We start from the raw sequence: 19,335 nt of genomic DNA, 5'->3' as shown, positions 1-19,335 counted from the left end.
ATGACGTACGAAGTACGACGTGATGAAGCTGGAGCGGGCCGGAATGTTTCTCAACGCTTCTGACAAGAGAACTTCGCCGTCATCCGGCATGCGCCGTAGGGCCGACGGGAGGACGACGGCCCGGGGGACCGGGGTAGGGCATCCGCCCGATGCCGCCGGGCGTCCTTAGTCACCAGCCTGATGACGTGACAAAGGCGCGGGTCAGGAGGGTCGTGGTGGGTGCGATGTCGGGGTCGGCGACGGTGCGGGTGCTGCGGGACCGTACGGCGGGGCTGTTTCTGGCGGCGGTCGTCATCTCCGGTTTCGGGACGTCCGCGATGTGGCTGGCGGCCGGGGTCTGGGTCAAGTCGCTCACCGGGTCGGACAGTCTGGCGGCGCTCGCCGTCTTCGCCATGTGGCTGCCGGTGCTCATCGGGCCCGCCCTCGGGACGCTCGCCGACCGGCTCCCCAGAAAGCCGCTCCTCGTCTGGTCGAACCTCGTCATGGCCGGGCTGCTGGCCTCGCTGGTCCTGGTCGATTCGGCGGGGCGGATCTGGATCCTGTTCACCGTGCTCGTCCTGTACGGGGCGAGTTTCGTACTCATGGGCGCGGCCGAGTCGGCACTGATCGCCGGGGCCGTCGACAGCCGGCTGCTGGGTGATTTCAACGGGCTGCGGATGATGGCGAGTGAGGGCATGAAGCTGCTGGCGCCGCTGACCGGCGCCGGACTGTACGCCCGCTTCGGGGGCGGCACCGTGGCGCTGCTGGACGCGGTGTCGTTCGCGCTGGCGGCGGGTGTCTGCGCGATGCTGCCGCCGCGGGAGCCGGCCGGGACCGCTCCGGCCGCCCGGCGGGGCGAACTCGCCGCCGGCGTACGGTTGGTGTGGACATCGCCGGTACTGCGGCCCCTGGTGCTGACGGGTTCGGTGACGATGCTCTGCGCGGGGCTCAACGGGGCCGCGGTCTATGCCGTCGTCGATGACGGTCTCGGGCACTCCCCCACGTACGCGGGGGTGCTGTACGCGGTGCAGGGCGTCGGGTCCGTGGCCGTCGGGCTGCTGGCCGGGCCGCTGCTGCGGCGGCTGCCCGAGCGGGTGTTCACGGCGGCGGGGGTCGCGCTGTTCGCGGTGGCGGTGGCGTCGCGGGCGCTGCCGTACGACGCGGTGGCGCTGGTGGCGAGCGCGGCCATCGGGTTCGGGCTGCCGTGTGTGCTGATCGCCGCAATGACGGCGGTGCAGCGGGAGACTCCGGACGCCGTGCTGGGCCGCACCACCGCGACCGCCAACACGATGATCATGGTGCCGAACGCGGTGGCGCTGGCGCTCGGCGCGGGGCTGATCGCGCTGGTGGACATCCGGGTGCTGCTGCCGGTGGTCGGTGCGGCGGCGCTGCTGACCGCTGTCCTGCTGGTCACGGGCCGGCGAGCGGCGTCTCCCCTGCTCGAACGGAGTTGAGAGCCCGGGGACGGCCGACGGACGCCCCACCGGCCCGGTCCCCTCATCGACCGAGGCGTGACAGTGCTCCGGCGACGGCTCGAAGGTCCGGGTCGGAGGCCAGCCCGGCGTGGTAGAGGCGCAGTTGGTTCGCGCCGAACGAGGCCGCGTGCGCCGCGTCCCGCTCCAGCGTGGCGGGGCTGCCCCCCATCCCGCTGACCACGGTGAAGTTGGCCGCGAGCACGCCCTCGCGCCCGGCGAACGGGCCGAGCACCGCCTCGCGCGCCGCGTCGCCGCCGGTGCAGGGCAGCACCACACCGTCCGCCACGGACACGATGTGCTCCGGGTCGACCCCGACGTTCGCACCGCAGCGGTACGGCGCGGGGTCGGCGTGCAGCAACACCTGGAAGTCCGGCCCCGCCGCCGCCCGCACGGCGGCGACCACGGACTCCTGGAGCGTACGGGCGACCCGGCCGCGCCACTGGAGGGTGGCGGCGGCGAGGTCGGCGCCGAGGAGCTTCTCGACACCGGCCCACCCGGCCTCCGGAGAGCCGGAACCGGACCAGGCGGGCTCCAGTGCCCGGCGCACGGAGGCGGCCAGCTCGGCCGCTTCCAGGCCGTGTCCGGCGTAGCCGGTCCGGCAGTCGGGGCAGAAGCAGAGCGACATCAGATACTGCGCCGCGTCCCCGAGACCGACGCCCGCGATCTTGTCGTGGGCGTGCAGATGCGCGAAGCCGTACCAGCCGCAGGACTCCAGCTCGGTGCCGCGCGCGCCACCCCGTACCGCCGCCTCCGCCGCCAGGTCGACCAGGTACGCGCGGACCGCGGGCCGCGCGATGCAGGGCGCCCAGGGACAGCGGTCGCCGTACGCGTTGACCACGGAGGTGTCCGGATGCTCGGCGCCCAGCCGGGAGTTGTGCGCGAGCACCACCCAGGTGTGCACCTGAAGCCCGGCGTCGCAAAGGGCCTGCGCGGCCTCCGCGTACGGATCGTCCGAGGCCACCCAGGACTGCTCGTACGGACGCAGTGCGCGCCCGGCCCACCGTGCGGCGTCCGGCGGGTAGAGCACCGCGGCGTGCTCTGCGGTGACGATGCGATGGCCGGGGTGGCGCGGGGTGAGCGCCCGGGTGGAGTGGTAGGCGGCGGCGAGCGTCACCTGCTGGACACCCAGGTCCGCGACGCGTGCGGCCGCGTCCGGGTCGCCGACGACGTCCCAGGGGTAGAGGAAGGCGGAAGTCCTCATCCGCGCCGCTCCTGTCCGTACTTCTCCAGCAGGGCACGGCCGCGCGCGATGATCTCGGCGAGTTCCTCGATGTGGGCGGCGGGCGGCTCGGTGAGCGGGGTGCGGACCTCGCCCACGTCCAGACCGCCCAGCCGGACCGCGGCCTTGACGAGCGAGACGGCGTAGCCGCGGCCCTTGGCGCGCAGTTCGACGAGCGGCCGGTAGAAGTGGTCCAGGAGCGCGCCCGCCAGGTCGTCGTCGCCGGAGTCCAGCGCCCGGTAGAAGGCCAGCGCGATGTTGGGCGCGAAGGCGAAGACGGCGGAGGAGTAGAGCGTCACGCCGATGCCCCGGTAGGCGAGCCCGGTGAGTTCGGCGGTGGGCATTCCGTTGAAGTACAGGAAGTCCCGGCCGGGCAGTTCGGTGCGGACGGCGCTGACGATGCGCTGCATCAGATCGAGGTCGCCGTAGCCGTCCTTGAGGCCGATGACGCCGGGCGTTTCGGCCAGTGCGACGACGGTCTCCGGGGTGAAGACGGCGTTGTCGCGCTGGTAGACGATCGTCTCCAGACCGGTGGCCGCGGCCAGTGCCGCGTAGTGGCTCAGCAGTCCCGCCTGGTCGGCGACGACGAGATAGGGGGGCATGGCGAGGAGCCCGTCCGCGCCCGCCTCCTCCGCGAGCCGCGCGTACTGGATCGCGAGCGCCGTGCCGTATCCGGCCCCCGCGACGACGGGCACCTCACCGGCGGTCTCCTCGACGGCCGCGGCGACGAGGAGACGGAACTCCTCCGGTGTCAACGCGTGGAACTCACCGGTGCCGCAGCAGGCGAAGACGGCCGCCGCACCGGCGTCGACGCCGGTGCGCACATGCGCCCGGAAGACATCGAGGTCGACGGAGCCGTCCGGTCCGTACGCGGTGACGGGGAAGAAGAGCGGCCCGGCGACGCGGTTGAGCCGGGCGGCAAGAGGGGCTGAGGTCACGGGCGCTCCCTGAGCAGGTTCAGGCGTGCACAATTCTGATCGATGTCCATATTCATGAACGCCCTCACGCTAGGGCAGCCGCCCGGCGCGGGTCAAGACGAGAGCGCGCGGCCCATCCGGCCGCAGACCCGGAGTCGCCGACTCCGCGAGCGACTCCACCGGGAAGTGCCCGGCACTTGACGCGCAACGCGATGGCTTCTTAGTTTGTCCACGCATATGAATGCAGTCCATGGTTTTGATGTCCCGCGCCGCGTACCGCCGGTACCGCCGGGGCTGTGCACCCGCGCGGGCTGCGCGCGCGTGCACCTGTGTACCGAGGAGATCCGCGTATGCCCGCTCCCCGCACCGTCCTGCTCACCGGCGCCGCCGGCGGCCTCGGCACCCTGATGCGCGGGCTGCTGCCCGCGTACGGCTACGAGCTCCGCCTCCTCGACATCGTCCCCATCGAGGGCGAACCGGACGCGATCACGGCCGACCTCGGCGACAGGGTGGCACTGCGCGAGGCCGTGCGGGGCGTCGACGCGATCATCCACCTCGCGGGCATCTCCCTGGAGGCCTCGTTCGACAAGATCCTCAAGGCGAACATCGAGGGGACGTACAACCTCTACGAGGCCGCGCGCGAAGAGGGCGTCGGACGCGTCGTGTTCGCCTCCTCGAACCACGTCGTCGGCTACACGCCCCGTCCGCTCCCCGGCGATCCACTGATCCCCGTCGAGACGCCGCGCCGCCCCGACACCTTCTACGGCCTGTCCAAGTCCTTCGGCGAGGACCTCGCCCAGCTGTACTGGGACCGGCACGGCATGGAGACCGTCTCCGTACGCATCGGCTCCTGCTTCCCGGAGCCGACGTCCGTACGGATGCTCTCGGTCTGGATGAGCCCCGAGGACGGTGCCCGGCTCTTCCACGCCGCGCTCACCGCCGAGAACGTGCGGCACACCGTCGTCCACGGCTCCTCCGACAACACCCGGCTGTGGTGGGACCTGACCACGGCCCGTTCGCTCGGATACGAGCCGAAGGACGACTCGGAGCCGTACGCGGCCGCACTCGTCGCCGAACAGGGGGAGCTGGACCCGGACAACCCCGACCACGCCCACCTCGGCGGCCACTTCTGCACCAACCCGCCGATCTGGCCGCACTGACGCAAGGTCCGGGCGGTCGGGGAGGTCCGGGCGGTCGGGGAGGTCCGGGCGGTCGTGTCAAGAGTGCGCCAAGGCGGGTGAAGGTAAGGGAACGGCAAAGCCAGGTCGTTCGTTACCTCGTGCATGACCGCTATGACCCCCGGCTCGAACATCCCTCTCTCCGCCGCCCGCGTGGCAGTGGACGTCTCCGCTCCGGTGCGGCTCGACGTCTCGGGCCTGCTGCTCACCGTCGACGGCAAGGTGCGCTCGGACGACGACTTCATCTTCTACAACCAGCCCGCCGGCCCCGGGGTGACCCACCGCTCCGGCGGCGGGACCGCGCCGGACGCGATCCTGGTGGACACCGCCGCGGTCCCGCCCGGCATCGAGAAGATCGTCATCACGGCGAGCCCGGACGCGGCGGGCCAGACCTTCCAGGGCATCGAGCCCACCGCGACCGTGCGCAACGCCGACGACGGCAGTGTGATCGCCACGTTCACCCCGCCGCAGCTCGGCGCCGAGACGGCGCTCGTGGTCATCGAGGTCTACCTCCGCAACGGCGCCTGGAAGGCCCGCGCGGTCGGCCAGGGCTACGCGAACGGACTGGCAGGTATCGCCACGGACTTCGGCGTCTCGGTCGAGGAGGAGCCCGCCGCCGCACCCGTGCCCGCCGCACCGCCGATGCCGGCGGCCCCGCCCGTGGACCCGCGGATCGCCGCGCCTGAGGCCCCGGCCGCGCCCCCGGCCCCCGCCGCCCCGCCCGCACCCGCCGCCTCGGGCAAGATCAACCTCGACAAGGGCCGGGTCAGCCTCCAGAAGAACCAGACGGTCTCGCTGGTCAAGGCCGGCCGGCCGCTGCTCTCCCAGGTCAAGATGGGCCTCGGCTGGGAGCCCGCGTTCCGCGGCAAGGACATCGACCTGGACGCCTCGGTGATCGCCTACGGCCCCAACCGGAACCATCTGGACAGCTGCTACTTCGGCAAGCTCTCCATCCTGAACGGCGCGATCAAGCACTCCGGCGACAACCTCACGGGTGAGGGCGCGGGTGACGACGAGGTGATCGTCGTCGACCTGGGCCGGATCCCGGCGGAGGCGACCGGTCTGGTCTTCACGGTCAACTCGTTCACCGGCCAGAAGTTCACCGAGGTCGCCAAGGCCTACTGCCGACTGGTCGACGCCACCACCGACGAGGAGCTGGTCCGCTTCGACCTGACGGGCGCGGAGCCGCAGACCGGCGTGATGATGGCCAAGCTGATCAAGCAGTTCTCCGGCGAGTGGGAGATGACGGCCATGGGTGACTTCGTGAAGTCGCGCACTGTCCGCGGCATGGTGAAGCCCGCCGCCCAGGCGCTCTGACGCGGCGAAGGCCCGCGACGCGACTTCAGGGGCACCTGCGATGGCCAGGTGCCCCTGAGGACCACGGAATCCACGGGACGCACAAGCCCCGCGCGCTCGTCGGCTCGCTCAGAGCTTGGTCAGCTTGGAGTACGGGCTCAGGATCCTCCCCTGTCGCCCCGAGAAGTCGATGAGCACCGCGTCGTTGTCGCCCTCGACGGCAAGGACACGACCGAGCCCGAACTGATCGTGGGACACCCTGTCGCCCACATCGAACAATTCGACCGGTGGGGCCGCCTGGGCCGGGCGGTTGAAGGGACTGGAGGGCAGGTGGCGCCGGGATCCGGCTGACTGTTTCATTACCTTGAGTATGCGCCCTGGGAGGGCCCGACGCCATGCCCGTCCACTCCTGGGGCGTACGGACACCTGATTCGTCATCGGCCGTTCCAGGGCCAGTCCGCGTCCCGGCCCGCTTCCAGCAGCGGCACCATGCGGAAGGCCGCGTCCGAAAGCCCCCCGAAGGTGTGGCGGTTCGCACCTCCCGACGGAGCGTGTCCCGCCCGGTATCCGGCGAGGTTCCAGGTGTACACGGGCACGGTGGACGGCACGGCCGCGGTGGCGTCCGCGGCGCACGAGAACGCCGCCTGCTCGTCCGTGACGATCAGTACGCGGTCGTGGGTCCGGTAGTGCAGGCGCACCGCTTCCGCGGTGTTGGTGCCGCCGAGGTCACCGAAACGTTCCAGGACCTTCAGCACGGACTCGCCGCGTCGGTATGTCACTGGTGCGCTGTTTGTGCCGAATTGCACCAGATCGGCATGGGACGCCCGCAGCGCCAGTGCCGTACCGAAGATCGCGGCGGCGTCGGCCCGGTTGAGCTGTGAACGGTCCGAGAGCGGCAACGACATCGAGCCCGAGCGGTCGACCAGGATCAGCGTCCGCCCAGGCAGTGCGGGCACATTGCGCAGGGAGTGGCCGAGCGCCTTCTCCAGCGGGTGGGCCCAGCGCAGCGAGGGCGCGTGCCGGTAGGCGGCGAGATAGCGGAACGGGAACTGCCGCGACGCGGCGACCACGTCCGGGTCGCAGATCTTCGCCGCCACCTGCGCGGCGACCTCGTCCGAGACGCCCGCCTCGTCGAAGTTGCGCAGATTGCGCAGGAGCGCCATCGCACCCATCGACGGGATGACCGCTTCCCAGGCCGCGGCGTCCATGGGCCCCTGCAGCCACCCGGCCAGCGCCTCCCAGGTCATGCCCGCGTCAGCCAGCCGTTCCGCGCCGTCCTCGCCGGTGACGACGGCCCGGCGCTCCTCGACCGGCAGTTCCATCAGCGCGCGGTGGGCGGTGAGGGTGCGGTCGGAGACCGGCGCCACGGCCGTCTCCGGGTGGTGGCGACGGTCGAGGGCGTACCGGAACAGCTCGCCCTGCCACGGCTTCTGCGGGTCGGGAGAGGCATGCACCAGATTCAGGATGTCGCCGAAGCGGTAGCCCTTGGACGCGGTGTCGTACTTCAGCAGCGACTTGCCGTGGTAGAGACGGCGTACGGCATCGGCGACGCCGCGCTTGACGGGCTTGGGTACGGCCCGGCCGTAGCGCGAGGTCCAGTAGCCGAGGAGTTCCCCGGGTTCGTCGGCGCGCAACAGGACGGAGTCGACGACCTGCCGGTTGGACGGGCCGTCCTCGGCGCCCGCGTCGAGCCGCGCCTTCACGTACTCGGCGGCGCCGACGATCGAAGCGGTACGCATCTGGCCGTCGCGGCGCAGCCAGTGGAGCAGACCGGCGGTCCACTCGGGGTCGCCGACGGCGAGTACCCGCACCAGCTGGGCGAACCGGTCGTCGCGCTGCTCGCCGTCCTCGTAGAAGGTCTGCTGCGAAACGAAATTGGCGACGGCGAGCAGGAAGAGTTCGGAGCGATGGTCGCGGAGATGTCCCCGGCCGCCCTCATGGGTCCGTGCCGTCTGCCCGGTCGACTTCACGGGCGATTTGGCGCGGGGCCGGGTGGTGCGGATATTGAAGCGTGCCATGTGAATTCCCCCGAATTCATTGGGAGAAGGCACAGCGGAAAAGGGTGCCCGAGATCAGGGGTCGGCGACGGGCTTGCCCGATGCTCTACCGCTTTGAGCTACCGGCCGTGGCCGGGCGGGACTTGAACCCACAACCGTCGGATCCGAGAAGTATCCGTCACCTGCGCACCGGGCACCCCCCGGCATCTGTGCCTCCCGAGATCAGAGTCGGCGGCGGCGTTTTCGTTTCAAGAAGTAACCGCTGCCTGCGCACCGGGAGGTGCCTGCAGTCATTGCTGATGAAGTTGTGATGTGTCCAGAGATCGAGGTCGGCGGAACCGACGAAGGTGCTCTGCCGACTGAGCTACACCGGAACGGGATCCGGTGACGGGACTCGAACCCGCGACATCCCCATTATCAGTGGAAGTAGGTCCTGCCTGCGCACCTGGACACGGACAGGACTCTAGAGGGGGAACTCCGATGCGCGCGAGGGAATTACGCGCGCGAAATGCCCTTCGGGGGACTTCCGGCGCTACCGGCAGTCAGTGGCGGTTCGGCTGGCGCTTCCACGGACCGGTGATGGCGAGCATGATGCCCGGCGTCTGGATGTTGGCGTACAGCGTCCTGCCGTCGGGCGAGAAGGTGACACCGGTGAACTCGCTGTACTCCGGCTCCTCCTCGCTGCCGATGTTCAGCTCGTTGCGGGCGATCGGGTACGTGCGGCCGCTCTCGGTCGCCCCGAACAGGTGCTGGAGGCCGTTGCCGTCCTCGGCGATGACCAGACCGCCGTACGGCGAGACGGTGATGTTGTCCGGGCCGTCGAAGGCGCCGTCCTTCGACGGGTCGGCGTTCACGCCCAGGAGCACCTTCAGCGTCAGCGTGCGGCGCTTCGGGTCGTAGAACCAGACCTGGCCGTCGTGCTGGACGGGGCTCTCGGCGCGGGCGAACGAGGAGACGATGTACGCGCCGCCGTCGCCCCACCACATGCCTTCGAGCTTACGGGCGCGGGTGACCTGGCCGTCCGTGAACTGCTTGCGCACCGAGACGGTCTTCGCGTCGCGGTCGGGCACATCGGTCCAGTCCACGCCGTACACCGTGCCGATCTTCGTGGCGCGGGACAGGTCGTCGACGAAGGTGCCGCCGCTGTCGAAGCACTTGGCGGCCTGGAGGACACCGGCGTCGTCGGCGAGGGTGCGGAGCTTGCCGCGGCCGTGCCGGAAGCCCTGCGGCGGGACCCAGCGGTACAGCAGCCCGTTGGGGCCCGCGGCATCCTCGGTCAGATAGGCGTGGCCGTTCTTGGGGTCGATGACGACGGCCTCGTGGGCGTACCGGCCGAGCGCCTTGATCGGGCGCGGGTCGCGGTTGGCGCGCCTGTCGTACGGGTCGACCTCGAAGACGTAGCCATGGTCCTTGAGCAGGCCGTTCTTGCCCGCCTTGTCCTCGGTCTCCTCGCAGGTGAGCCAGGTGCCCCACGGGGAGGCGCCACCCGCGCAGTTGGTGGACGTACCGGCGATGCCGACCCACTCGGCGGTACGGCCGTCGCGCCGGGTCTCCACGACGGTGCAGCCGCCCGCCGCGACCGGGTCGTAGACGAGGCCCTCGGCGAGCGGCACCGGGTGCTCCCAGCCGGCGCGGGTGCCGCTCAGCTCATGGTTGTTGACGAGCAGCGTGACGCCGCGCGGTCCCTCGAAGGTGGCCGTCCCGTCGTGGTTGGAGGGGGTGTACTCACCGGTCTCCAGCTTGGTGACACCACTGTGGGTGATGACCTTGTACGAGAATCCGGCCGGCAGCGAGAGAAGGCCCTCGGGGTCGGTGACCAGCGGTCCGTAGCCCGGCTCGTCGTGGTGCCCGTGGTCGTGGTCGTGTCCGTGACCGTGCTTCGAGTCCTCGGCGGCCAGGGCGCCGGGCGCGGTGGCCAGCGCGGCGACGGTGCCGGTCAGGGCGATGCCGGCACCGGTGAGGGCGGACTGTCTGGTGAATTCCCTGCGCGTGAAGGGCATCACGTACTCCTGGAGCGACTGGGCGGGTTGTTGGCGCGCCCACCGTCGCGCCCCTGCGCCAACACGAGTTGAACTACGGACGACGTCGAGGGGCATCCTTCCTGTGCAGTTGGCCGGATGCGGTCGGCCCGACACGGCCGGCCACACTGCGCGGCCCAGCCCGCTCCACACCGTCCGCCACGGACCGCCGCACACACGCCGGACCGCACCCGGACCGCGACGCTCACGCCTCCCGCACGGGCGCGGGCGCGCGGCCCGCGCGCCCGTCCGTTCTCAGGCCCCCGTCCGCGACCGCGCCTTGAACGCCGCCTTGCGGGCCTCCTTGGCCTTTTTCTTGTCGCTGTGCAGCCGCCCCATCGCTTCGAGGACGTCCGCCGTCGCCGGGTGCTCCACCCGCCACGCCTCGTCGAAGAAGCCGCCGTGCCGGCCCGCGAGCCCCTCGACCAGGCCCTGGAGCTCGTCCAGATCGCCCTCGGCCGCCAACTGGGCCGCGATCGTGTCGATGGCGAGCCAGAAGATCATCGGCTCCGGCGGCGCGGGAACGTCCGCCGCCCCCAGCTCCGCGAGCCAGACCCGTGCCAGCCCGCCGAGCTCGGGGTCGTCCAGCACCGCGCGCACCGCGGGCTCCGCCTCCGCGCCGGCCAGCGCGAGCGCCTGCTGGCAGTGAAGCCGGCGCAGCGGCGCCTGCCCGTCCGTTCCGCGTGCCGCCGCCAGGAGTTCGGCCGCGGCACCGTCCGCACCGCGGCCGGCGAGCCACAGCCGGAACTCGTCGCGGGCCGCCGTCTCGGGGTAGTGGGCGATGCCGCCGAGGAGCGCGTCGGCGCCCTTCTCCGCGAGGTCGCCGATCGCCGGGGCGTCCACTCCGGCCTCCCGCATCCGGGCCCGGACGCCGTACAGGCCGAGGGCGGTCAGTCGCACCATTCCGTACCGGGTGATGTCCTCGTCGTCGGTCCCCGGAGCGGTGTCGTCACCCTCCTCGACCAGCAACGCCTCGTCCACCGGGCGGTATTCGACGATCCCGATGGGTTCGAGGACCCGGAACTGGTCGTCGAGACGCATCATCGCCTCGGACACCTGCTCAAGAACGTCGTCGGTGGGCTCGCTCATGTCGTCGGGCACGATCACGGACGCGGCGAGTGCGGGCAGCGGTACGGGGTCCGTGTCCGCGCCGCCGTCGCCGACGGTGAGCAGATACAGATTGGCGAGGACCCCGTCGAGGAACTCCGCCTCCACCTCCGGGTCCCAGTCCAGGGATTCGAAGTCGACCGAGCCGTCCTCGCCGATGAGATCGGCGAAGTCCTCGAAGACGGGAGCGGTGGCGTCGGCGTACACGGCCTCCAGTCCGTCGAGCCAGATCGACAGGACCTCCCGCGGTGAACCGCCGGTGATCAACGCCAGGTTCTCACCGGCGGCGGCGGTCCCCTCCGCGTCCTCCCCCGCCTGCTCCTGCGGATCCTCGACGTCCACGAGCCCCGCGTCGACCGCGAGCCGCCACGCCTCGCTCGCCTCCGCCGCACCGTCCTCGTCCGCCGTGAGGCCGAGGTACTCGGCCGCCGCGGGCAGTTGTGCGTCGACGAGCTCGCCACCGGCACCGACCCTGGTCCCGGGGCCCGCCCAGCGGGCGAGCCGGACGGCGCGGGCGAGCAGCGGCGCGGCGAGCGCGTCCCGTGCCAGCTCGGCCTCGGAGTGCAGCCGTACGGGCGGCAGGGTGGAGTGCTCTGCGGACATCAGGTGGTTCTCCTCGGGACGTACGGGGCGTACGGGGTCGGGCGGCCCAAGCGTAGACGCATTTCGCCCCATGCCGCCCGGTTCATGCAACGGACGGCCGCAGTCCACTCTGAGGACCTTGACAACCGCCTTGCGCACACAAGAGATTGACGCGCGTAGACCTCTCCACCACCCTCGATCCCCCCGGAGTCCGTGATGCCCGCCGCATCGTCCAGAACGACCGCCGTATCCGCCGTAGTCGCCGCCGCGCTCGCCGCGGGTCTGCTCACCGGCGCAGCCGCCACCTCCGCGTCCGCCTCCCCGGCCCCCTCCCCCTCCGCGTCCGCCGACGGCCAGGTCCGGATCCACGACATCCAGGGCACCACCCGGATATCCCCGCTCGACGGCCGGCAGGTCAGCGGGGTCACGGGCATCGTCACGGGTGTGCGGACGTACGGTTCGAAGGGCTTCTGGTTCCAGGACCCGAAGCCCGACGCCGACCCGGCCACCAGCGAGGGCATCTTCGTCTTCACCAGCTCCGCGCCGACCGTCGCGGTCGGTGACGCGGTGACGGTCTCCGGCACGGTCACCGAGTACGTCCCGGGCGGCGCCGCCTCCGGCAATCAGTCGCTCACTCAGATCACCAAGCCCACCGTCACGGTGGTGTCCTCCGGCAACCCCCTGCCCGCGCCGGTGACGATCTCGGAGCGCTCGGTCCCGTCCCGGTACGCCCCGGCCGGCGACCCCGCGGCGGGCGGCTCCATCAACGCGCTCCCCCTCGAACCGTCCCGCTACGCCCTGGACTACTACGAGTCCCTGGAGGGCATGAACGTCCGCGTCGGCACCTCGCGGGTGGTCGGCGCCACCGACCCGCACGCCGAGCTGTGGGTGACGGTGAAGCCGCACGAGAACGCGAGCCGTCGCGGCGGTACGGTCTACGGCTCGTACACCGCGCAGAACACCGGCCGGCTCCAGATCCAGTCGCTGGTGCCGCTCGCCGAGCAGCCCTTCCCGACCGCCGATGTCGGTGATGTGCTCTCCGGTACGACCGAGGGCCCGCTCGACTTCAACCAGTACGGCGGCTACACGCTGACCGCCCGCACCCTGGGCAAGGTCACCGCCAAGGGGCTGAGCCGGGAGACGACCCGCAAGCAGCACGCCGACGAGCTGGCGGTGGCGACGTACAACGTCGAGAACCTCGACCCCACCGACCCGCAGGAGAAGTTCGACGCGCTCGCCGCCGCCGTCGTCCGCAACCTCGCCGCCCCCGACATCGTGGCGCTGGAGGAGATCCAGGACAACAACGGCGCGAAGGACGACGGTACGGTCTCCGCCGAGCAGACGGTCAAGAAGTTCACCGACGCGATCGTGGCCGCGGGCGGCCCGGCGTACCAGTGGCGTTCCATCGACCCGGAGGACAAGAAGGACGGCGGCGAGCCCGGCGGCAACATCCGCCAGGTGTTCCTCTTCAACCCCGCGCGGGTGTCGTTCACCGACCGCGCGGGCGGCGACGCGACGACCGCGACCGATGTCGTGCGCCAGCAGGGCCGGGCGGCGCTGACCCTCTCCCCCGGCCGGATCGACCCGGCGAACGCGGCGTGGACGAACAGCCGCAAGCCGCTCGCCGGCGAGTTCGGCTTCCGCGGCCGCACGGTCTTCGTCGTCGCCAACCACTTCGCGTCCAAGGGCGGCGACGAGTCCATCGTCTCGCAGCACCAGCCGCCCACCCGCTCGTCGGAGGTCCAGCGGTACGCACAGGGCGCGGCGGTCAACACCTTCGTCAAGAAGCTGCTGGGCGTCCAGAAGAACGCGGACGTCCTGGTCGTCGGCGACATCAACGACTTCGAGTTCTCCGGCACGACCGAGGCGCTGACGGCCGGTGGCGTGCTGTACCCGGCGATCAAGTCCCTGCCGCGCTCGGAGCGTTACTCGTACGTCTACCAGGGCAACACCCAGGTGCTGGACCAGATCCTGACCAGCCCGTCGATCCACGGCTTCAGTTACGACAGCGTGCACATCAACGCCGAGTTCGCCGCGCAGAACAGCGATCACGACCCGCAGGTGCTCCGCTTCCGGCCGTAGCCCGTCTCGCCGTTACGCGCCCGCCCCCGGCCGCATGCTGAGCGCGGGCGTGTACCGGTGCACGCCGCCGCCGGTCACACCCGGGTAGGACTGCACCCGCTCCCACTGGGGCGTCCTCGATCCGACCCCGTCACCGGGGGCGGCCAGCGCGGCGGCATGGGCCTGCGCGCTCTCCCATTCGGCGTAATTGAGGACGCGCGTTCCGTCGACGCTCACATGGAAGTGCGCGGAGATGCCTCCGGGGGCAGGCGCCGGATCGGTCCCCAGGGCCTCGAACACGGTGTCCACCCAGTCCCGCTGCCGCGCCTTGTCCGCGCCGTCGAACTCGACGTCGACGATCACGACGCACCCCGGCTCCCGCGTGTCCCCCTCCCTCGGCGGCGTGGAGCGGTACGGCTCAAGGGTGTGCAGACCGAGCCGGCGGATGCCCGGCACGGCGGCGTCGATGTCCGCGTTGCGCTCGTCCCGGCCGCGCCGGAAGAAGTCCTGATAGGCCTGCTCCCCACTCCACTGGCTGTAGTGGAACAACGTCTTCCCGTCCTCACCCGCATGGACGGTGTACGAGAGCAGCCCCGGGTGCGGCCACTCCCGGCTGTCCCACGCCTTGCGGACGGCCTCGATCGTCCGCCGCTGCCGCTCGGGCGTGCCGACGTCCCAGGTGCTCGCCTTGACCAGTCCGACGTCGTTACCGGCAAGATCGGGACGGGACTGGAACCGGACGCTCATGACGAGCCCTCCTGACCGGTGCACCCCTGCGGTGCGCCACTGCCGACCACACTGGTACGTCAAGTGCGCTTGAGGTCAACACCACTCCCGCGTCGGCGCCGTCAGGTCCCTCGAAAGAACAACGACTCGACAGAACCACGAACGGAGCACCTCATGGATCTGCGTCTCAGGGCGATCACCCGCGAGGAACATCTGGCGTTCGTCGCGAGCCGGCCCGCCGTGAGCCATATGCAGGTCCCGTCGTGGGGCGATGTGAAGCCCGACTGGCGTGCGGAGAGCATCGGCTGGTTCGAGCGGGACTCATCCGGCCGGGAACGGATCGTGGGCGCCGGGCTCGTCCTCCACCGGCCGATCCCCCGGACGAAACGCACCCTGGCCTATCTGCCCGAGGGGCCCGTCATCGACTGGCACGACACCGGCCTGCGGCGGTGGCTGGAGCCGATGCTGGCACATCTGAAGGCGCGGGGGGCGTTCTCGGTGCGCATGGGGCCGCCCGTGGTCGCCCGGCGCTGGGACGCCGAGACCGTCAAGGACGCCATCGCCGACCCGTCCACCGGGCGGCTGCGCGACGTGGCGGCGGATGCGGACGAGCCGCAGGCGGCACAGGTCGTGGAGCGGTTGCGCGCACTGGGCTGGCGGCAGGGCGAGGAGGACGGCGAGGACGGTTTCAGTGCCGGACAGCCCCGGTACGTGTTCCAGGTGCCGTTCGCCGGGCTGCCGCTGGAGGAGATCCGGCGCAATCTGAACCAGCAGTGGCGGCGCAACATCAAGAAGGCGGAGAAGGCGGGCGTCAAGGTCGTCGAGGGCGGCTACGAGGACCTCCCCACCTTCTACGAGCTGTACCGCGAGACGGCCGGGCGCGACCGCTTCATCCCCCGCCCGCTCGGCTACTTCCAGCGCATGTGGACCGCACTGCGCGCCGAGGACCCCGGCCGGATGCGGCTCTACCTCGCCCACCACGACGGCGAAGCGCTCGCCGCGGCGACGATGCTGACCGTCGGGAACCATGTCTGGTACTCCTACGGCGCCTCGACCGGCCGCAAGCGCGAGGTCCAGCCCAACAACGCCATCCAGTGGCGCATGATGAGCGACGCGCACGAGCGGGGCGCGGCCGTCTACGACCTGCGCGGCATCACCGACACCCTGGACGAGGGCAACCACCTCCTGGGCCTGCTCCGCTTCAAGGCCGGCACCGGCGGCCGGGCCGCCGAATACGTCGGCGAGTGGGACTACCCGATCAACAAGGTGCTCCACAAGGCCTTTTCGCTCTACATGGCACGCCGCTGACCACAACGGCGGCGGTCGACGGGCCCGGCGGCGACGGGCCGCGGGCGCCCTGGGTCACGCACACCGTGCCGGTCGCTCACGCGGCGCGCCCATGGCCGCGTACTGAGCGTCCAGGCGTCCGTGCCGGACTCCCGAACATGCTCCTTCGCACCGCCACCCGCGCGGACCTGCCCGCCGTCCTCGCCCTGCTCGCGGACGAGGACCGGGTCGTCGCCCCGGCTTCGGCCGTGGTCGACGAGACGTACGAGAGGGCCTTCGCCGCCATCGAGGGCGATCCGCGCAACGAGATGCCCGTCCCTGGTGAAGGGGGACGCCGTGGTGGGCTGTCTGCAGGCGACGTACATACCGGGGCTCGGCAAGCACGGCGAGGAGCGGGCCCTGATCGAGGCGATGCGCATCAGGGCCGACCGGCGGGGCGGCGGTCCGGGCCGGGAGCTGATGAAGCAGGCCGTCGACCGGGCCCGGCTGCGGGGTGCGGACTGATGCAGCTGACCAGCAACACTGTTGAACGATTCTTACCTTTCATCCCAAGCAGAACTAAGTGGACCTTCACGGTCGGGTCGGCTGACACTTCGGGTATGACAGCACCTTCAGCACCTTTCGGCCACGCGCTCTGCGCGATGATCACACCGTTCACCGCCTCCGGCGCGCTGGACCCGGACGCGGCAGGGAAGCATGCCGCCTCGCTGGTCGCCGACGGCTGCGACGGTCTGGTGCTCAGCGGCACCACGGGCGAGTCCCCGACCACGACCGACGCCGAGAAGGCCTCGCTGGTGCGGGCGGTCAGGGCGGCGGTCGGCGACGGTGTGCCGGTCGTCGCCGGGGTCGGCGGCCCGGACACCCGGCACACCGTGGACCTTGCCCGGCAGGCCGAACAGGCGGGCGCGGACGGCCTGTTGGTGGTGACGCCCTACTACAGCAGACCGCCGCAGGCCGCCGTCGAGGCGCACTTCCGGCGCGTCGCCGACGCGACCGGTCTGCCGCTGATGCTGTACGACATCCCCGGCCGCACGGGCACCCGCATCGAGCCGGAGACCCTGCTGCGGCTCGCGGAGCACCCGCGCGTCGTGGCAGTGAAGGACTGCGCGTACGACCTGCTCGGCTCCACGAAGGTGATCGGCGCGACCTCGCTGGCGTACTACTCGGGCTGCGAGGAGCTGAATCTTCCGTTGTACGCGGTGGGCGCGGCGGGCTATGTCAGCACGGTCGCCAATGTGGCGCCCCGGCAACTGAGGGCGGTCCTGGACGCCTTCGACGCCGGGGACACCACCGAGGCCGCCCGGCTCAACCGGCTGACGATCCCGCTCGCCGAGCTGATGATGGCGTCCGGGCTGCCCGGCACGGTCACGGCGAAGGCACTGCTCGACGCCGGACCGGTCCGGGAACCACTGCAGCCCGCCGGGCGCGAGGCGGCCGACGGGCTGCGGAGGGTGTACGAGGAACTTCTCGTCGCTACCCGCTGAGGTCTCTCGTTCGGATCAGGCCGGGCTCGCGTGCCCCGCTCGCCGTTCCGGCCCGATCCGAACGAAAGATCCTAGTTGTGGCTGTGCAGGACGTCGTTGAGGCCGTCCCAGACCGCGTTGTTCGGCCGCGCCTCCACAGCTCCGGTGACCGAGTTGCGACGGAAGAGGATGTTCGAGGCGCCGGAGAGCTCACGGGCCTTGACGATCTGCCCGTCCGGCAGCGTGATGCGGCTGCCGGCCGTGATGTAGAGCCCGGCCTCGACGACGCACTCGTCGCCGAGCGCGATCCCGACACCGGCCTCGGCGCCGATCAGGCAGCGTTCTCCGATGACGATGCGTTCCTTGCCGCCACCGGAGAGGGTGCCCATGGTGGAGGCGCCGCCGCCGATGTCGGAGCCGTTGCCGACGACGACACCCGCGGAGATCCGGCCCTCGACCATCGACGTGCCGAGGGTGCCCGCGTTGAAGTTGACGAAGCCCTCGTGCATGACGGTGGTACCGGAGGCGAGGTGCGCGCCGAGCCTGACCCGGTCGGCGTCGGCGATCCGTACGCCCTTGGGCGCGACGTAGTCCGTCATCCGGGGGAACTTGTCGACCGAGGTGACCTGGAGGTGCAGGCCCTCGGCGCGGGCGTTCAGCCGGACCTTCTCCACGTCGTCCACGGCGACCGGGCCGAGCGAGGTCCAGGCGACGTTGGCGAGGAGGCCGAAGAGGCCGTCCAGGTTCTGGCCGTGCGGCCGGACGAGGCGGTGCGAGAGGAGGTGCAGACGCAGATACGCGTCGTGGGCGTCGAGCGGCTTGTCGTCGAGCGAGGCGATGACCGTACGTACGGCGACGATCTCGACACCGCGGCGGGCGTCCACACCGATGGCCTTGGCGGCACCTGAGCCCAGGAGGTCGACGGCCCGGTCGGGGGTGAGCCGTTCGGTTCCGGCCGGGCCCGGGTCGGCGGTGAGCTCGGGGGCGGGGAACCAGGTGTCGAGAACGGAACCGTCGCCGGCGATGGTGGCGAGGCCGGCGGCGACGGCGCCGGTGGTGCGAGCAGGAGTCGTGTCGGTCATGACAGGAAACCTAACCGGCGGGGCGCCGCCGGAGCCAACCGGTCTCGCCGGGTGGTCGTCCAGAACCCATGACCACCCGGTCAGCCGGACTGCGCCTGCCGTTCGGGCGCCGCCTCGGAGACCTCCTCGCGCACCGGCGCCCGCACCGCCGCCGGCCCCGGTCCCGCCCCCCGCAGCCGCCGTGCCGCCAGTACCGCCACCCCCGCGCCGCAGGCCAGCACCGCGCAGGCCGGCCAGAGCAGACCGGGCGCGGCGGCGTAGAGGGCGCCGCCGAGCGGTGGCGCCAGCACCTGGCCACTGATGGAGGCACCCGCGTACAGGCTCTGGAAACGGCCCTGCGCATGGTCGGGAGCCCGATCGGCGACGTACGCCGTCGCGGTGGTCTTGTACAGGATCTCGCCCGCGGTCAAGGACGCCATCATGGTGACGGCGAACAGCGCTCCGGCCCCCGGGATGAGCACCGCGTAGCCCAGCCCGACGAGCAACAGCCCGGTGCCCACGATGCCCAGTGGCTCCCGTCGGCGCAGCGCGTGCGCCACGGGAAGCTCCAGCAGGAGGATGAGGCCGCCGTTGATGGCGAGCAGCCAGCCGTAGAACTGGGCGCTGTGGCCGTGCTCGGACAGGAAGACGGGCAGGGTCGAGTACTGCTGGCGGTAGACGAGGTCGACGCAGAGGATCGCGGCGAGCAGGACCAGCACCGCGGGCCTGGCCCGCAGCTCCCGCCGGAGCCCGGGTGCGCCGGGTTCGCGGGCCGGCCGGCTCTGCGCGGTGCCGTGCGCCGGCAGCACCATGGCCGCGTACCCCGCGAAGAGCAGCGTCCCGAGACCGTCGGCGACGAACAGCCAGTCGTACGAGAATCGAGTAGGAGGGACGGGTCGCCCGTCCCTCCTCTCACACCACCGGACATGCGGGTCACGCATCCGGCGGTTCATCCAGCTGATCTCAACC

At 71.4% G+C, this 19,335-nt stretch carries 16 protein-coding genes and 1 tRNA gene; 7 read left to right on the top strand and 10 right to left on the bottom strand.

Annotated features, from left to right (window positions below):
* Positions 1 to 224 precede the first annotated feature (224 nt).
* The gene (locus ACZ68L_RS29440; protein ID WP_469582830.1) at positions 225 to 1,433 is read left to right on the top strand and encodes an MFS transporter; all 1,209 of its coding nucleotides are present in this window, start codon (positions 225 to 227) and stop codon (positions 1,431 to 1,433) included.
* A 43-nt stretch (positions 1,434 to 1,476) separates the two neighbouring features.
* Here ACZ68L_RS29440 and ACZ68L_RS29435 read toward each other — a convergent pair whose 3' ends face one another.
* Together ACZ68L_RS29435 and ACZ68L_RS29430 are read right to left on the bottom strand one after the other, a co-directional pair.
* On the bottom strand, positions 1,477 to 2,655 hold the full coding sequence (locus ACZ68L_RS29435; RefSeq protein ID WP_469582571.1) for a hypothetical protein: 1,179 nt from the start codon (positions 2,653 to 2,655) through the stop codon (positions 1,477 to 1,479).
* Positions 2,652 to 3,611, bottom strand: a complete 960-nt coding sequence (locus ACZ68L_RS29430; RefSeq protein ID WP_469582569.1) for a 5-dehydro-4-deoxyglucarate dehydratase — start codon at positions 3,609 to 3,611, stop codon at positions 2,652 to 2,654. Before ACZ68L_RS29430 ends, ACZ68L_RS29435 begins: the two co-directional genes overlap by 4 nt.
* 329 nt (positions 3,612 to 3,940) lie before the next feature.
* Between ACZ68L_RS29430 and ACZ68L_RS29425 the strand changes: the two genes are divergently transcribed.
* Both ACZ68L_RS29425 and ACZ68L_RS29420 read left to right on the top strand, forming a co-directional pair.
* The gene (locus tag ACZ68L_RS29425) at positions 3,941 to 4,750 is read left to right on the top strand and encodes an NAD-dependent epimerase/dehydratase family protein (protein WP_469582565.1); all 810 of its coding nucleotides are present in this window, start codon (positions 3,941 to 3,943) and stop codon (positions 4,748 to 4,750) included.
* 123 nt (positions 4,751 to 4,873) lie between these two features.
* Positions 4,874 to 6,085, top strand: coding sequence for a TerD family protein (locus tag ACZ68L_RS29420; protein WP_469582562.1), 1,212 nt, complete (start codon positions 4,874 to 4,876; stop codon positions 6,083 to 6,085).
* A 108-nt stretch (positions 6,086 to 6,193) separates the two neighbouring features.
* Here ACZ68L_RS29420 and ACZ68L_RS29415 read toward each other — a convergent pair whose 3' ends face one another.
* From ACZ68L_RS29415 to ACZ68L_RS29395, 5 genes are all read right to left on the bottom strand, one after another.
* The gene (locus tag ACZ68L_RS29415) at positions 6,194 to 6,424 is read right to left on the bottom strand and encodes a hypothetical protein (protein ID WP_037711258.1); all 231 of its coding nucleotides are present in this window, start codon (positions 6,422 to 6,424) and stop codon (positions 6,194 to 6,196) included.
* Positions 6,425 to 6,498: 74 nt separating this feature from the next.
* Entirely contained in the window at positions 6,499 to 8,082 is a 1,584-nt protein-coding gene (locus ACZ68L_RS29410) for a TROVE domain-containing protein (RefSeq protein ID WP_469582557.1), read from the bottom strand.
* 358 nt (positions 8,083 to 8,440) lie between these two features.
* Positions 8,441 to 8,522, bottom strand: a tRNA-Ile gene (locus ACZ68L_RS29405).
* A gap of 81 nt (positions 8,523 to 8,603) precedes the next feature.
* On the bottom strand, positions 8,604 to 10,061 hold the full coding sequence (locus ACZ68L_RS29400; protein ID WP_469582553.1) for an alkaline phosphatase PhoX: 1,458 nt from the start codon (positions 10,059 to 10,061) through the stop codon (positions 8,604 to 8,606).
* 273 nt (positions 10,062 to 10,334) lie between these two features.
* On the bottom strand, positions 10,335 to 11,789 hold the full coding sequence (locus ACZ68L_RS29395; protein ID WP_469582549.1) for a hypothetical protein: 1,455 nt from the start codon (positions 11,787 to 11,789) through the stop codon (positions 10,335 to 10,337).
* A gap of 195 nt (positions 11,790 to 11,984) precedes the next feature.
* Between ACZ68L_RS29395 and ACZ68L_RS29390 the strand changes: the two genes are divergently transcribed.
* Positions 11,985 to 13,850 (top strand): endonuclease/exonuclease/phosphatase family protein, encoded by a 1,866-nt coding sequence (locus tag ACZ68L_RS29390; RefSeq protein WP_469582546.1) that lies wholly within the window; start codon positions 11,985 to 11,987, stop codon positions 13,848 to 13,850.
* A gap of 12 nt (positions 13,851 to 13,862) precedes the next feature.
* On the opposite strand, the gene ACZ68L_RS29385 is transcribed toward ACZ68L_RS29390, so the two are convergent.
* A complete protein-coding gene (locus tag ACZ68L_RS29385; RefSeq protein WP_469582543.1) occupies positions 13,863 to 14,576 on the bottom strand; it encodes an antibiotic biosynthesis monooxygenase in 714 nt (237 codons plus the stop codon).
* 153 nt (positions 14,577 to 14,729) lie between these two features.
* Here ACZ68L_RS29385 and ACZ68L_RS29380 point away from each other — a divergent pair, with 153 nt between their 5' ends.
* The 3 genes from ACZ68L_RS29380 (at position 14,730) to dapA (ending at position 17,326) form a co-directional block, all read left to right on the top strand.
* Positions 14,730 to 15,863 (top strand): lipid II:glycine glycyltransferase FemX, encoded by a 1,134-nt coding sequence (locus ACZ68L_RS29380; protein WP_469582539.1) that lies wholly within the window; start codon positions 14,730 to 14,732, stop codon positions 15,861 to 15,863.
* A gap of 300 nt (positions 15,864 to 16,163) precedes the next feature.
* Positions 16,164 to 16,346 (top strand): GNAT family N-acetyltransferase, encoded by a 183-nt coding sequence (locus ACZ68L_RS29375; RefSeq protein ID WP_469582536.1) that lies wholly within the window; start codon positions 16,164 to 16,166, stop codon positions 16,344 to 16,346.
* A gap of 95 nt (positions 16,347 to 16,441) precedes the next feature.
* Positions 16,442 to 17,326 carry a 4-hydroxy-tetrahydrodipicolinate synthase gene (gene dapA, locus ACZ68L_RS29370; RefSeq protein ID WP_469582533.1) on the top strand — a complete coding sequence of 295 codons (885 nt, stop codon included), beginning with the start codon at positions 16,442 to 16,444 and terminating at the stop codon, positions 17,324 to 17,326.
* Positions 17,327 to 17,397: 71 nt separating this feature from the next.
* Here dapA and dapD read toward each other — a convergent pair whose 3' ends face one another.
* Both dapD and ACZ68L_RS29360 read right to left on the bottom strand, forming a co-directional pair.
* A complete protein-coding gene (gene dapD, locus ACZ68L_RS29365; RefSeq protein ID WP_469582530.1) occupies positions 17,398 to 18,387 on the bottom strand; it encodes a 2,3,4,5-tetrahydropyridine-2,6-dicarboxylate N-succinyltransferase in 990 nt (329 codons plus the stop codon).
* Positions 18,388 to 18,467: 80 nt separating this feature from the next.
* A partial coding sequence (locus ACZ68L_RS29360) for an MFS transporter (protein WP_469582527.1) occupies positions 18,468 to 19,335 on the bottom strand: 868 nt, incomplete at its 5' end.

The organism is Streptomyces sp. NPDC104309, assembly GCF_055584025.1.
Note: the sequence above shows the minus strand (reverse complement) of the source record. Positions and strands in the feature narration are given on the sequence as shown.